General features: G+C 45.3%; 12 protein-coding genes. 8 read left to right on the top strand and 4 right to left on the bottom strand.

The window, feature by feature from the left end; genetic code table 11:
* Genes cpdA through parC form a run of 5 tightly spaced genes read left to right on the top strand, consistent with a single transcriptional unit; the run spans nt 1 to nt 6,881 of the window.
* Entirely contained in the window at nt 1–840 is an 840-nt protein-coding gene (gene cpdA / locus FW758_RS14820; RefSeq protein WP_006083024.1) for a 3',5'-cyclic-AMP phosphodiesterase, read from the top strand.
* A gap of 26 nt (nt 841–866) precedes the next feature.
* Nucleotides 867–1,442, top strand: coding sequence for a YqiA/YcfP family alpha/beta fold hydrolase (locus FW758_RS14825; RefSeq protein ID WP_432358240.1), 576 nt, complete (start codon nt 867–869; stop codon nt 1,440–1,442).
* Nucleotides 1,443–1,498: 56 nt separating this feature from the next.
* Complete coding sequence (parE, locus tag FW758_RS14830; RefSeq protein WP_006083022.1) at nt 1,499–3,385, top strand: DNA topoisomerase IV subunit B; 1,887 nt, start codon at nt 1,499–1,501, stop codon at nt 3,383–3,385.
* Nucleotides 3,386–3,439: 54 nt separating this feature from the next.
* A complete protein-coding gene (locus FW758_RS14835) occupies nt 3,440–4,612 on the top strand; it encodes a PQQ-dependent sugar dehydrogenase (protein ID WP_432358243.1) in 1,173 nt (390 codons plus the stop codon).
* Nucleotides 4,605–6,881 carry a DNA topoisomerase IV subunit A gene (gene parC / locus FW758_RS14840; protein ID WP_006083020.1) on the top strand — a complete coding sequence of 759 codons (2,277 nt, stop codon included), beginning with the start codon at nt 4,605–4,607 and terminating at the stop codon, nt 6,879–6,881. The genes FW758_RS14835 and parC overlap by 8 nt, the downstream gene beginning before the upstream one ends.
* Nucleotides 6,882–7,056: 175 nt before the next feature.
* Here the strand turns inward: parC and FW758_RS14845 are convergent, their stop codons facing one another.
* Nucleotides 7,057–8,154 (bottom strand): porin, encoded by a 1,098-nt coding sequence (locus FW758_RS14845; RefSeq protein WP_446445791.1) that lies wholly within the window; start codon nt 8,152–8,154, stop codon nt 7,057–7,059.
* 435 nt (nt 8,155–8,589) lie between these two features.
* Nucleotides 8,590–9,654 carry a porin gene (locus FW758_RS14850; protein ID WP_446445792.1) on the bottom strand — a complete coding sequence of 355 codons (1,065 nt, stop codon included), beginning with the start codon at nt 9,652–9,654 and terminating at the stop codon, nt 8,590–8,592.
* Nucleotides 9,655–10,082: 428 nt separating this feature from the next.
* On the opposite strand from FW758_RS14850, the gene tcdA reads away from it, so the two are divergent.
* A complete protein-coding gene (gene tcdA / locus FW758_RS14855; protein ID WP_259574913.1) occupies nt 10,083–10,892 on the top strand; it encodes a tRNA cyclic N6-threonylcarbamoyladenosine(37) synthase TcdA in 810 nt (269 codons plus the stop codon).
* An 87-nt stretch (nt 10,893–10,979) separates the two neighbouring features.
* Here the strand turns inward: tcdA and FW758_RS14860 are convergent, their stop codons facing one another.
* Nucleotides 10,980–12,611 carry an ATP-binding protein gene (locus FW758_RS14860; RefSeq protein WP_446445793.1) on the bottom strand — a complete coding sequence of 544 codons (1,632 nt, stop codon included), beginning with the start codon at nt 12,609–12,611 and terminating at the stop codon, nt 10,980–10,982.
* A gap of 168 nt (nt 12,612–12,779) precedes the next feature.
* Here FW758_RS14860 and FW758_RS14865 point away from each other — a divergent pair, with 168 nt between their 5' ends.
* Entirely contained in the window at nt 12,780–13,391 is a 612-nt protein-coding gene (locus FW758_RS14865) for a superinfection exclusion B family protein (protein WP_259511227.1), read from the top strand.
* A 142-nt stretch (nt 13,392–13,533) separates the two neighbouring features.
* Here FW758_RS14865 and FW758_RS14870 read toward each other — a convergent pair whose 3' ends face one another.
* Nucleotides 13,534–13,665 carry a DUF3149 domain-containing protein gene (locus tag FW758_RS14870; RefSeq protein ID WP_006083014.1) on the bottom strand — a complete coding sequence of 44 codons (132 nt, stop codon included), beginning with the start codon at nt 13,663–13,665 and terminating at the stop codon, nt 13,534–13,536.
* A gap of 313 nt (nt 13,666–13,978) precedes the next feature.
* On the opposite strand from FW758_RS14870, the gene FW758_RS14875 reads away from it, so the two are divergent.
* Nucleotides 13,979–15,568: a bacteriohemerythrin gene (locus tag FW758_RS14875; protein ID WP_446445794.1), complete on the top strand. Its 1,590-nt coding sequence runs from the start codon at nt 13,979–13,981 to the stop codon at nt 15,566–15,568.
* The last annotated feature ends 41 nt before the right edge of the window (nt 15,569–15,609 follow it).

Consider the following 15,609-nt stretch of genomic DNA (forward strand, 5'->3'; position numbering starts at 1 on the left):
GTGCTGAAAGAGGCTGTCTCTTACTCCATAGCTGAAGGGGAAAGCGTGCGTATCGTGCAAGTCACAGATCCGCATCTTTTTGCTGATCCTGAAGCTCAGCTATTAGGAGTCAATACTGGCAAGAGTTTTGATGCCGTATTAAATACAATTAGAGCTGTGGACTATCCCGCTCATTTGATGCTTGCCACGGGTGACTTAAGTCAAGACTACTCGGCTGAGTCCTATCAGCAATTCGTGAAAGCAGTCACGCCTGTTGGTTTACCTTGCCATTATCTTCCAGGAAATCATGATGATCCGCGGATCATGTATCTGCACATGCAGGGTGAACAGATTTTTGGGCAGCAGCGTATTCTGGCGGGAAACTGGCAAATCCTCATGTTGGATTCAACCGTGCGGGGAAAGCCCGGCGGCAATATGGCCGAGACTCAGTTCGAATTAATTGACGAAGCCATTGCCGCACATCCCGAATGTCACACTTTATTGGTGATGCACCACAATCCCATCGTTGTGAATTGTACTTGGCTGGATCAGCACTGCATGGACAATGGCGCTGAGTTTATTGCGCGAGTGGCAAAGTATCCGCAGGTCAAAGGATTGCTCTGGGGCCATGTGCACCAATGTATCGACACCCACCACAACGGGCCCCATGGCAGCATGCAGCTGATGGCGACGCCTTCCACTTGTATTCAATTTAAGCCGTTATCGCCTTATTTTGCCTTGGATAGCGTCCAACCGGGTTATCGTTTGCTGGAGTTGAAAGCCGATGGTAGCATCAACACTAAAGTGTATCGCGTACCGGGTAACCATTTTTCCCCCGACAACAACTCTAGCGGTTATTAACGCGAATAACCGCAGCCTGAGGAAATATGCTGCTTTATATTCACGGATTTAATAGCTCACCATTTTCAGATAAAGCTGTGATAACGGCTAAGTACATGGCGCAGCATCACCCGAGTGTGACCTTTCATCAGCCTCAATTGCCCAATACACCCAAGGCTGCCATGGCGCTGTTAACCACTTATGTTGAGGCGGCTCTCGATGCCAAAGAGCCATTAGCTTACATAGGCTCATCGTTAGGCGGATATTTTGCCAGCTATTTAGCCGAAAATTATGGCGGCAAAGCTGTGTTAGTCAATCCAGCGGTAAAACCCTTTGAATTGTTTGATGAGTTTATGGGGCCGCAATTTAATCCCTATACCGAACAGCATTATCTTGTCGTGCCCGAGCATAAGCGGGAAGTTGCTGAATTTAATACGGCTGTTATCCGCAATCCGGATCGTTTTTTGGTATTATTGCAGACGGGTGATGAAGTGCTGGATTATCGCGAAGCGGTCAATAAGTACCATCACTGCCAATTGCGAATTGAAGCGGGAGGCGATCACAGTTTTGTTGGCTACGAATCGCATCTGCAAACTGTAAGCCAATTTTTACACTTACCTTGACAAACAGACATGCCGAGCCGCAACATGGCCGGATATAACAACCTATAGCGTGCCCTATGACGAATCAATACACCTCTGACGCCATTGAAGTTCTCAACGGACTCGATCCTGTTAAACGCCGTCCAGGTATGTATACCGACACCTCCAGACCGAACCATTTGGGCCAAGAGGTCATAGACAACAGTGTCGATGAAGCATTAGCGGGCCACGCGACCAAAATTGAAGTTGTTCTACATACAGATAACTCCCTCGAAGTCACCGATGATGGCCGTGGTATGCCGGTGGATATCCACCCTGAAGAAGGCATTCCTGGGGTCGAGTTAATCCTGACCAAATTACATGCTGGCGGTAAATTTTCGAATAAAAACTACCAGTTCTCTGGCGGTTTGCATGGCGTGGGGATTTCTGTCGTTAACGCGCTGTCGCGCCGTGTTGAAGTGACAGTTCGCCGTGATGGCCAAGTGTATGATATCGCATTTGAAAATGGCTTTAAGGTTGAAGAGTTACGCCCAACGGGAACTTGTGGTCGTCGCAATACTGGGACCCGAGTGCATTTTTGGCCCGACGCCAGCTATTTTGATTCGGCTAACTTCTCAAATTCAAAATTGATTTATCTGCTGCGGGCCAAAGCGGTACTGTGCCCAGGCTTACGGATTAAATTCACCAACAAACAGACAAATGAAGTCCATGAATGGTTCTATGAAAGCGGCCTAACTGATTATTTGAAGGCGGCGATTGGCGACAATTTAAGGTTGCCAGATGAGCCGTTTGTCGGCTGTTTTAAGGGCCAGCTAGAAGCCGCTGATTGGGCGATTACTTGGCTGCCTGAAGGCGGTGAATCTATTGGCGAGAGTTATGTTAACTTAATTCCGACTCCGCTCGGTGGTACCCATGTGAATGGTTTCCGCCAAGGCTTATTGGAGTCAATGCGTGAATTTTGTGAGTTCAGAAACTTAATTCCTCGTGGCATTAAACTTTCACCCGAAGACATTTGGGATCGCGCCGCATTTATATTGTCGGTGAAGATGCAAGAACCGCAGTTTGCTGGCCAAACCAAAGAAAAGCTTTCGAGCCGCCAATGCGCTGCATTTGTGTCTGGCGTAGTGCGTGATGCCTTTTCACTTTGGTTGAACTCCAATACTGAACTCGCTGAATCGTTAGCCGAAATGTGCATTAATAACGCCCAGAGTCGGTTAAAGGCCGCTAAAAAAGTCGCCCGTAAAAAGGTGACTTCAGGGCCTGCACTACCGGGTAAGCTAACGGACTGTAGTGGCCAAGATCCGATGCGCGGAGAGTTATTCCTCGTGGAAGGGGATTCTGCGGGCGGTAGTGCGAAACAGGCCCGCGATCGCGAGTTTCAAGCCATTATGCCGCTGCGTGGCAAAATCTTAAACACTTGGGAAGTCGATGCTTCACAAGTGTTAGCCTCGCAGGAAGTCCATGATATTTCGGTCGCAATTGGTTGCGATCCCGATAGCAGTGATATCTCTGAACTGCGTTATGGCAAGATTTGTATCCTTGCGGATGCTGACTCCGACGGATTGCACATTGCTACCTTGTTATGCGCGCTATTTTTGAAGCATTACCGTATCTTGGTTGAACAGGGGCATGTGTATATTGCCATGCCGCCGTTGTTTCGTATCGATATCGGCAAAGAGGTGTATTACGCCTTAGATGAGGCCGAAAGAGCGGGGATTTTAGATCGCATTGCCGCTGAGAATAAAAAGGGTAAGGTACAAGTCACCCGCTTTAAAGGCTTGGGTGAGATGAATCCTTTACAACTTCGTGAAACAACGATGGATCCGAACACCCGTCGTTTAGTACAGTTGACCATAGATGATATCGAAGAGACTGATGCTTTGATGGATATGTTGCTCGCTAAGAAGCGTTCGCCGGACCGTAAAAACTGGCTTGAAGATAAGGGTGACATGGCTTTACTTTAATGTTGTGCACTATATTGCCGATAACAATAAAACATAGGCATAAAGAAAATTACAATGTTGTGTATTAAAACTAATAATTATAATTGCTTAAAGGTGTTTTCTGCCGGTTTTACGCTCCTAGCGAGTGTAACGTTATTGTTCTGCAATAGCGCCTTTGCGGGGTCCCAATCGATCATGATTACCGTCGCTAAGGGGTTTGGCTTATCGCTATATGCCTCGGATATTGGCGATGCTAAGCAAATGGCAATGGGCGCGAATGGCACTTTATTTGTCGGCTCCCATAAGAGCGGCACTATTCATGCTTTAGTCGATAGCAATCAAGATGGTCGTGTCGATAAGCGCTACGTGATAGCCAAAGGGCTTGAATCACCCGATGCGATTGCATTTCACAATGGCGACTTATATGTCGCCACTGAAAATCAGATAGTGCGCTTTGTTGATATTGAGCAAAGGTTGCGCCGCCCGAGTCGACCCAAAGAAATCTACAGTGACTTGCCTTACTCTGAGAAGAAGAGTTCTCGGTCAATTAATTTTGGTCCAGATGGTCGCTTATACGTGTCTATTGGTGCGCCCTGTAATGTCTGTGAAGCACCAGTGCCTTACAGCAGTATCATAGCCATCAATATCGATACTGGCGCGAGTGAGCAGATTGCGGCCGGTGTGCGTGATGCGAGTGGATTTGATTGGTCACCAATAGACGGAAAATTATGGTTTGCCGATCAAGGCCGAGATTGGATGGGGGATAACCTGCCACCCGATGAGATTAACCGCGTCGATGTGATAGGGAGTCATTATGGCTTCCCTTACTTACATGCCAGTACTGTGGTTGAGCCTGCCTATGAAAAGCCAAAAAATCTAAAAATTTCGCTACCAGTATATGAACTACCTGCCCATGTTGCACCCACAGGGCTTGCGTTTTATCGCGGCAGTCAATTTCCAAATATGTACCATAATCAGTTGTTTGTAGCCGAAAATGGCTCGTGGAATCGTTCGAGTAAAGTCGGTTACCAAGTGGTTATGCTCAAGATTGAAAACCAAAAAGTGGTGAGTCGTGAAACGGTTGTTAGTTTCCTTGACGGTGAGTTTCCCGTCGCTCGCCCCTTTGCGCTGTTATCGGCTGCCGACGGTGCTATGTACATCTCAGATGATTTAAAAGGTAACGTGTATCGTTTGTTCTACAAGGGCGATAGTACTGAAGAACCACAGGAACTAGAAGAAAATGAGTGACGCTATCAAGTTAAGTCTCGATGGAGTAGAGCAAATGCCGTTGCGGCGCTTTACCGAAGAGGCTTATCTGAACTATTCCATGTACGTCATTATGGACCGAGCCCTGCCACACATTGGCGATGGGCTTAAACCTGTACAGCGTCGAATTATCTATGCCATGAGTGAGTTAGGTTTGTCGGCTCAGTCTAAGCATAAAAAGTCGGCCCGTACGGTCGGTGACGTATTAGGTAAATACCATCCCCACGGCGATAGCGCCTGTTATGAGGCTATGGTATTGATGGCGCAGCCATTCTCCTATCGCTATCCGTTAGTCGATGGTCAAGGTAACTGGGGGGCGCCCGATGATCCCAAGTCATTTGCGGCCATGCGTTACACCGAAGCGCGTTTATCTAAATTCTCAGAAGTGTTGCTCAGCGAGCTGGGACAAGGCACGGTCGAGTGGGGCGCTAACTTTGATGGCACGTTAAAAGAGCCAAAAGTACTGCCGGCACGTTTACCGCATATTTTACTCAATGGCATTACCGGTATTGCCGTGGGCATGGCGACGGATATTCCGCCGCATAACGTCAGGGAATTAGTCTCGGCCTGCGTGGCATTGCTTGATGATCCTAAGCTTGAACTCGAGCAATTGATGGCCTTTGTACCTGGGCCTGATTATCCGACCGAAGCCGAGATCATTACCCCGTCTGCCGATATTGCAAAGATTTATGAATCGGGCCGTGGGTCATTAAGAGCGCGCGCGGTTTACACAGTCGATGGTGGTGAAATCATCATTACTGCGCTGCCGCATCAAGCCAGTAGCGGTAAAATTTTAGAGCAAATCGCCGGCCAAATGCAGGCGAAGAAATTGCCTATGGTGGCCGATTTACGCGATGAGTCGGATCATGAAAACCCAGTGCGGCTGGTGGTCGTGCCGCGCTCAAATCGTGTCGATTGCGATCAACTGATGGCGCATTTGTTTGCTACCACGGACTTAGAAAAGAGCTTTAGAGTTAACTTAAACGTGCTGGGTCTCGATGGTCGTCCACGGGTTAAAGGGCTAAAAACCTTATTAACTGAGTGGTTAGAGTTCCGCGTTGACACGGTTAAACGTCGTTTGGAATACCGTTTAGATAAAGTCGTATCGCGGTTACACATACTCGAAGCGTTAATGATCGCTTTCCTCAACATTGATGAAGTGATTGAGATTATTCGTTTTCACGATGAGCCTAAAGCCGAGTTAATGGCCCGTTTCTCACTCAGTGATAAACAAGCCGAATCGATCCTCGAGTTAAAGTTACGTCATTTAGCTAAGTTAGAAGAATTTAAGATCACGGCCGAGCAGAATGAGCTTGAAGCCGAGCGCGAGAAACTCGAGCAGTTATTGGGTTCAGAGCGTCGCTTGAAGACCTTGATCAAGAAAGAATTAATTCAAGATGCCGAAACCTACGGTGATGATCGTCGCTCTCCAATAGTGCTGCGCAACGAGTCTCGCGCCTTAACGGAACAAGAGTTAACGCCGACAGAAGCCGTGACTGTTGTCTTGTCTGAGAAAGGCTGGGTGCGTTGTGCTAAGGGCCATGATATCGATCCGTTATCGCTCTCCTATAAGTCTGGCGACCAATATTTGTGCAGTGCTATAGGGCGTAGTAATCAGGCGGCTGTGTTTATTGATTCGTCTGGGAGGGCATTTGCGACCGACAGTCATACTTTGCCATCGGCCCGTAGCCAAGGTGAGCCTATTACGACTCGCTTCAATATGGCACCTGGCGAAACCATGCAGCATGTCTTGATGGGTGAGGAAGACCAGTGTTACCTGTTGGCAACTGACGCGGGTTACGGTTTTATTTGCTCGTACAATGATATGGTGTCGCGCAATAAGGCGGGTAAGGCCTTGCTGAGTTTGCCGACAAACGCTAAGTCGTTAACGCCTAAGTTGATTGACCGCACTAAGGAAATGTCGCTCTTAGCGATCACGAACGAAGGTCGAATGTTGTTGTTCTCCCTTGAGGCCTTACCGCAATTATCTAAGGGGAAAGGTAACAAGATTATCGGCATCCCTACGGAAAGAGCCAAGAATCGTGAAGAGCTGATGACGCACTTACAATTAGTGCCGAGTGATACGCCAGTCACCTTGTGGGCCGGTAAACGCAAACTCACACTTAAGCCTAGCGATCTTGAGCATTATCGTGGTGAACGTGGTCGTCGTGGCGCTAAGTTGCCTAGAGGCTTACAACGTGTCGATAGCGTTGAATTAGGTGACGGCGGCGAGCCATTACCGAGCATTTAATATTTTGATGGACTCAATGCAATAAAGCATTGAAGACATAAATGAAAGCCACCTGAGTTTACTTGGGTGGCTTTTTTGTTTCTATCGCCTGAGTTTCGACCTTCATTCGATTTGAGACATAAAAAAACCTACTGTATCGCTACAGTAGGTTTTTAATTATCTCTTGGTTAAGAGATTAGAAGTCGTAACGTACGCCTACAGAGAATACGTTGTCATCTTGTAGATCAACTTTGTTACCAGCAACAACATGGTCACCGCGGTACATAGCATATTGGCCGTATACCATAGTTGATTTAGCTAAACGGTAGTCAGCACCTACGTTGAAGTTTTGTACGTTGATATCAGTGCCAGTTGTAGTCCTGTTCACTACATTGCCATTAACGGTTTCAGTATATTTGTTCACGTTTTTGTAGTAGTTACCGAAGCCTGCATCATCAACACCGTATTCAGCTTTCAGGTTTACGCCGTTCAGATCATAAGAAACGTTCACGAAGTAAGTATTGCCATCGATATCGTTATTCACAACATTTTCTGATTGTTGGAATAAACCACCGACTTTGAATTGGCCTAATTTAACTTGAACCACACCACGGTATGCATCAATGCCTGAAATACCTTTGTTATAGGCTACAGCAACGTAGTAGTTTTGATCTTTAAACGCTTTATCGCCTAAAGTCGCGCTTAATGCATATAAGCTTTCAGAAGTTTTTGCAGTAGTGTCGTTATCATCAAACAAATAAGTCGCGTTCAGCGTTACTAAACCAGCGATTTTTGGAGAGTAGTACCACATACCATCAGCGCTACGAGTTTGGCCACTGATTAAACGGTCGATATCGGCGTTAGTGTTACCGAAAATATCCACACCGCCTTCGGCTTGTTTGAATACTGTATCGTTACGGCCTATCAACACAGTACCTGCGTTAGTTTTTAAACCTAAATAAGTATTACGCGCTTTAAATACATCGCCTGTTGTTGATGTATTTTCAACTTGGAATTCCATTTGATAGATAGCTTCAAAGCCATCAGCAATCTTTTCTGAACCCTTTACACCTAACAGAGAAAAGTTGTTTTCTAAGTATGTGCCAGCGTTGTTTTCATCGGCATAATTAGTTGTATTAATGCCGTTAGTGCCGCCTTGTAGGGTCGCAGCAGTGTCAGTATGGGTTAAAGCAAGCTCTAAACGACCATAGAAGCTTGGGCCTTCGGCTAGCGCACCGAATGAAGCCAATGCCAATACTGATGCAACTGATGCAGAGATGAATGTCTTTTTCATGTTTTGTGCTCCCTCGAACCTAAGTTCTTTTCCATTTTTCATGGTTTTTGTGTGGTTTAACGCATTTGTCACCTGAGTCGGTAACAAAGTTGCAGCCGATTTTTACAGTTTTACGACTCGTAGGCTGTGGTGCAGATCATGTTTTTGGCTCTCCTTGTCCATATTCGGGCTATTTCTAGGATATTTCCTTATACCTTGACTGCAAATTTACCTGAAAGCTGCAAAACTGTATTTTTCACTTACTACTTAAGTGGTAGGTAAGGCAGATTGCCTTAGACAGTGGGTCGGCGAGGGTAACTGTAGCATATACTAATACTGTAGCAAGTCTGTCATATCGGCTATGGATATGTGTTTGGGGACGATATCTAAGCAGAAAAAGCGGCCGAAGCCGCTTTTTTATCAAGAAATAACCTTGTGGTCAGTTTATTAATCTATTTAAAAATCAACGCGTAAACCAACAGTAAAGACGTTGTCATTAAGGTCTTGCTTCACATCGGCCAACATAAGATCACCATCGAAGCGCGTGTAGTGACCATAGACCATAGTCTTAGTGCTCAGACGGTAATCTGCACCCACACTGAACTGTTGCAGGTCGACATCGCGAACCTGTTCCAAACCGCTGTTGTCTTGGTCACCGACATAGCGGCTCACGTATTTACCCAAACCTGAGTCATCTTTGCCGTACACCATCTTCAATTTCAAGTCGCCAATTAAGTAGGCTGCGTTGACGAAGTAGGTATCACCTGAGAGATTGGCAAACTTATCATCCACATGTTCGCTGTGTTGATATAAGGCACCTAAGATCACGTCACCGAATTTAGCTTGGGCCACACCACGGTAGGCTTCAACGTTATCAATACCATCACTATAGGCGGCAGCGACATAGTAGTTTTGTGCTTTAAAGGCTTTATCCCCTAAGGTGGCGCTCAGAGCATACATGTGATCCTTGCTGTACACCTCGTCGCCATTGCTATCCACTTGATCATAGTTATCGCTCATCAGATAGGTGGCATTAAGCGTCACCAGATCGGCAATTTTAGGTGAATAGTAAGAAATGCCATCGGCGGAGCGAGTTTGGCCTGCAACCAGCAAGTCGATATCGGCGTTGGTGTTGCCAAAGAGATCGAAGCTACCTTCAGCTGATTTAAATACTGTGTCGTTACGGCCCACTAAGGCAGTACCAGCCGCACTTCTGATACCAAGGAAAGTATTACGGGCATTGAACGTCTTGTTTGAGTTATCAAAGTTTTCGACGCCAAATTCCATTTGATAAATGATGTCAAAATAGGGGCTTACAGCTTCAGAACCTTTTACGCCTAACCATGAGAAGTTGTTTTCAAGGACAGTGCCGTCCTTTTGGTTCTGAGTTGCGTAGCCTGTGTCTGAGTTGGTAATAGCAAGATCAGCATGACCATAGAATTCAGGGCCATCGGCGAGTGCTGTGAATGAATAGAGTGTGAGGCTAGAAATAATAGCCGTAGTCAGCAGAGTCTTTTTCATCTTCATTTTCCTGTGCTTATCGCTGTTATATGCATGGATAACTTAAGTATCTATGCATGCTGTTGAGCTTTTGTGTGGCAAAGTCTGCACAGACTTTCAGCAATAAAGTGTGATCTTGATCAAGTTTTATATAAAGAGCGGTTTATTCAACATATTGTTTTACAAGTAAAATACAGCTTTTCATTATGTTGATTACCGAGTTGTTCGGCCATACATTATGAGTCTTTTCATTTGTTACGCTTGCTTGGCAATCGTATCCTTTTGCATCTGGCGTTATGTGTCTGCGGATCTGATTTCGATTTATGTCCAGATCGTTTAGAATCCACCGCACATTTTTGGTGTTGCTATTAAGCTGCCCCCCTGTTGGCATCCATTCGATGCTAGGGCAAGCGCTCCTGCTGTTATTGGGTAATATAAGGTAAGTATTTATGACTGAGGCCTATCTAAATCGATTTGGCGGAATTGGCCGTTTGTATGGACAAAAGGCTCTGGCTAAATTTGCCACATCCCACGTGGTGGTGATTGGTATTGGTGGCGTAGGTACTTGGGCGGCAGAGGCCTTAGCGCGAAGCGGCATCGGACAGATAAGCTTGATGGATTTAGACGATATCTGTGTCACTAACACTAACCGTCAAATTCACGCTCTCAGTTCCACTATTGGTAGTTCTAAAGTCGCTGTGATGGCGCAGCGGATCCGTGAAATTAATCCTGATTGCCAAGTGAATGAAATTGAAGATTTTATTACATTGGATAATCTAGGTGAGTATTTGCTCGGGGCTAAAGAGGGCGGCAACATTGATTATGTTATTGACTGTATTGATACCGTTAAGCAAAAGGCCGCGTTAATTGCCTGGTGTAAACGTCAAAAAATCAAAATTGTTACTGTCGGCGGTGCGGGTGGGCAGACAGATCCGACTCAAATTCAGTTAACTGATCTCGCTAAAACTTACCAAGATCCTTTGTTAGCCAAAGTGCGCAATATTTTGCGCCGCGAATATAACTTCTCTAAAAACGTGCAACGCCGATTTGCGATAGATGCGGTTTTTTCCAGTGAGCAGCTAGTTTATCCACAAGCCGATGGTTCTGTTTGTGGTACTAAAGCGGCGGCCGATGGCAGTATGAGAATGGATTGTGCGTCAGGTTTTGGCGCTGTCACTATGGTCACTGGGACATTTGGCTTCGTGGCGGCAAGTCGAGTATTAGCGCGCTTAGCGCTGCAAGCTCAAGAAACGCTTTAAAGGATTAACGTTTTTCTACTGATGATTTCACCGCTCGTATGAACGGTGAGTATCACTGCAATATTGTGTCATTCCACTGCGTTATATCTAGATATAAAAATCTTGTTGGCCATTGAGGATCGTAGGCTCACATTGAGTGTACGGAAATTTGATATCAAATTGCGGGCCACCAAGTGTTGAGTCTGCGCGATAACTCATAGTGCCTTTCAATAGCGTCGCGGCATTAAAGGCCGCTGATAATCCTAAGCCCGTGCCGCCTTTATTACGATTCGTAGTGAAAAATGGCTCGAACATGTGTTCAGCGACATCGGCTGGAATTTCTAAGCCATTATTTTGAATGCTAATTAGAATCGACTCTTCGTCCACTGTGGCGCTGATGTGGATGAGATTATCTTCACGTCCTTGGAAAGCATGGGTAAAGGCGTTCGACAGAATATTGCTGACGATCTGATTCAATAAGCTGATATTGGTTTGAATATTGAGTGTGGGCTCTACGCTGATTTCAGTGACGGCGTTGACATGCGGATGCATAATTAATGTCGACTCTAAAATCTCGTGGAGTTGCTGACTTAAGTTACAAGGTTGGTGTTCTTCATGACTGCGATCGATGGCGATCGTTTTGAACTTTTGGATCAAACTACTGGCTTTGGTGATATTGCGGACTATGAGTTCACAGCTTTCTTGATACTCATTAAGGATCTCATTGATTTCATCTAAGGTGGCTTGGTCGCTGTGGATCAGGTCGATCAGCTCTTCAATATGGCTGAGCTGCGCACTCGCCGCCGTCAAACAAATGCCAATCGGCGTGTTTATCTCGTGGGCAACGCCTGACACCAATCCTCCCAAGGCCGCCATTTTTTCTTGCTCAACTAACACTTGTTGCGCCCGTTTTAGTGCGCTAAGGGATTGTTCTAGTTCTATGGTCCTTTCTTTGACTTGTCTGGCGAGTTCTTCTTTATAGCTACGTTCGAGCTTGAGTAGCCGCTCTCTATCTTCTAGGGCCGTTTGCAGTTCAGCCTTAGATTTCTTTAAGGCGCCAAAGGAGCTTCTCAGTTGTACTTGCATGCTGTTGATGGAGTCGGCGACTTGTTTAAACTCATCAATTTTTTCTTGGCGGGCAAATTGCAGCGGCTCGTATTCGTGATCTAGGTCGATATCTTTGCAGTATTGACTGAGTTTATCTAAGTGCTTGGTGATATTGAACCATACTAAAAACAGAATAAATCCAGCAACTAAGAAGGTCTTTATTCCATTAGAGAGCAGAATGATAATGGCTTTATCATACAAGCGCTGATAGATGGCATCGACATCGACTTGTATCTCGAGTGTGCCGACATTAATACTCTCGGTCGGGGATTTATAAACTAAAGGAAAGGTTTTATCTAAGGAGTGTTCTTGCTTTTGCACACCGGCATTCCACGCTTGGCCGCTGTCATCTTTAATCGAAATGTAGTTAATATCGGGCAGCTGAATTAAGCCATTGAGCTGAGTGTTAATGAGCCGCTCGTCAATCACCCAAATACTGGCGGCGAGCACATCTAAGTTCACCTTTTCCATATTGGAAAACACTCTGTCGATACGCACAACGTCATTGCGATAATCACTGATCAACTGATAGGCAGTGGTGATTAAGGTGATAACAGAGCTAAAAAGTACAATAGACAAGGTAAGGTGCCTGCCTATGGGACTTTTGATAAGTTGGCTAAAGAATGTCAGCATCTTAAATTTTCTTTATGCAATAGCGGCTTGAGATGCTTATAAGCATAGACTTACAGATCCAGAAAGTGCATTTTCTTGCGAATAAAATCAACGAAATATCTCTTCATTTATGGCATTGAATTTGCTTATTAGCCGATAAGTTCAATTTTTTGTCACTGGGATAGCACTATGTTTAAACTCAAGCTGGATTCAGTTAAGTTTGTTAGTCCAAAGAAAATGATGTTCAGAGTCATGCTGTGGCTAATGGTGAGTTGTACTGTCTTACTCCTTATTCCCCCGAACGTGTTGGCAGTGTTGGCGCTCGATAAATTTGTGCCGGAACATGCACAGTTTGTTGGATTAGGTCTAATCGTTTCTATCGCTTACTTTTTGAGTCAATTAATTAACTTAGGCTTAGATGAGTCTATCCGTCATTTAAGTGATAAGCGCGTTATTGAGACGATTGAAGCTAAAGTGAACCTGCTTGATCCTGCAGAGCGAGCGTTAGTCAGAGAGTTCTTTCTTCAGGGCGCCACAATTTTGACTCTGCCGCAAAATGAAACCGCTGTGAAAAGTTTATTGAATGCCTGCATCTTAGAAAAACTCGGTAACGAGCGCCATTATGCGATTCAGGGACCGACAGCCGACTATAAGATTGCCATGAAGGCCCGCATGTATCTCAACCGCGATGTGCTGCGTTTGCCTGCGGGTGAGCCGAGCCAGGAAGAGATGCAGTCGTTGATTAAAGCGCGTCCGCAATTTTTAAATGGTCTAGTACAAAACAGAAAACACGCTGCATAGGCGTGTTTTGTCTCGCTAGGATGAGTGCTGGCTTTAGATGAGTTGCAACATTCTGAAAAGCGAGACAACAAAAAATGGGGGTGATAAAAACCCCCTAGATTTTGCATTTATACAAGAACATGAAGAACAACTGGAGCAAAAACTATTGTTTCGGTGCCGACTTCACAATGAACATCCAAGTGATATAAGACACTATCCCTATTGTGCTAAAGATAACGATCATTGAAAGTAAGCCTATGGGGTTACCAAACATTAGATCTAACCAAAATGCCATGACTGAAATCCTCTTTCCTGTGAAGTCCTCTCTAAATTAGCGGTATTCGATAGCTAAAATACTGATCTCGATCAATAAAGAATCGACATAGGAATACAAAGTCATAACCCTTAGTTAACTCTGTGATCTTGGTCAAGTTTGAGGCTATGCTTAACAGTGATGAGTTCAAATAATTTGGCTTTGTTTCTTCTTCTGTTAGTGTCTAGGATTAATCTACTTAACCAGATCGATATTTCGTTATCGCACCATGCTATTTATTGGTTTTGGTTTTTTAGATGAATGCTGCGATATTAGTTTTTTAAAGGAGTAAAAAATGGATTCTAATAAAAGTCGCAAGGATTCCATGGGATATAATTCTATCTTTGCGCCACTGCTGTTGCTGATTTATCCACTCTATTGTTTAGTGATCACAGGGCACTTTGTCGCCATCCTGTGTTTAAGCGCGCTCGCCGGCATTTTAATGTTCAACATCAATAAATTAATTCGCAATTTAAGACAGCTTGAACGTGCCGCCCATCATTTAGGCGAGGGGGATTTAAGCTATCAATTAGAAGAGAAAGATGCAGGCGTATTCATTAAGGTCGTGCATAGTATCAACCGCATGGGCGAGGATGTTAGCCGCACGATTTTATCTTTGTCTGATACCTGCGAAGGCATGAAAAAAGTGGCCTCGGATATCAAGGTCATCAGTGAGCAGGCAAAACAAGGGGTGTTAGAGCAAGAGCATCAAACGGAACTGGCCGCCAGTGCGATGACGCAAATGGTTTCAAGCGTGCAAGCGGTGTCGCAAAATGCAATCAGTGCGGCCAAAGCTGCCGATATAGCTCAAAGTTCTGCCAAGCATGGCGACCAAATCATGAATGGCATAGTGACTAAAATTGGCGCTATGTCAGCACAGATCCATGATACTCGAATCGTGATTGAGCACTTGGCCGCCGACAGTAATAATATCAGTAGCATTATCGAAACCATTTCGCAGGTGGCTGAGCAAACCAACTTACTCGCCTTAAACGCCGCCATTGAAAGTGCGAGAGCCGGTGAGCATGGTCGCGGCTTTGCCGTTGTCGCCGATGAAGTGCGTAATCTTGCGAAACGGACATCTGAAGCCACGGTGGAAATCCAACAACAAATCGCCGCATTACAAAAAGGTGCACAACATGGCGTTGAAGTCATGTTGAAAAACGTGGTCATTGCCGACGAAACCGCTGAGATGGTGAATCAAGCCCACAGCGCGCTCGGACAAATCGTCACGCAGGTAGAGACCATTACCGATATGTCCCATCAAATCGCCACGGCATCGGGGCAACAACACACAGTTGCTGAAGAGATAAATAAAAATATCACTGTGATGGCAGAGCTCGCCCTAAGTAATGCGTCCCACACCAACAACACTAACTTATCGAGTTTGAAAGTGTATAACATGTCGCAGGAAATCGGCTCCTTGCTGCACCGATTCCATGTGAATGCGGCATTCTTTAACTCGAGTCAGGCACAAAATAAACTGTTTGTGAAATGGGGACCTGAGTTAGACATAGGGATGCCAGAGATCAATCGTCAACATCAACGATTAGTGTCGCTGATCAATGAACTGCATCGCACGTTAAACGAAGAGTATGGACTTGAAGCCATCAAACGTATCGTGCAAGGGCTGGTGGATTACACCGCCAATCACTTTGCCTATGAAGAAGAGCTCTTTGCCCGCTTTGGCTATCCACAGACCGACAGTCATAAGGAAAAGCACGGCAAGTTAGTGGGGCAAGTACTTGATTTTCAAAAGCGGGTTGTAAAAGGGGAAGATGTTGCCGACGAATTAATGACTTTCTTGAAGGCTTGGCTGGTTAACCATATCCAAAAAAGTGATAAAGAATATACCGCCTTTTTGTTATCCCATGGTGCAGAATAACCCCAAGAGCATGATTTTTGAGCGGTTAAATGCAATTTGTA

It is taken from the genome of Shewanella sp. 1180_01 (genome assembly GCF_052850535.1).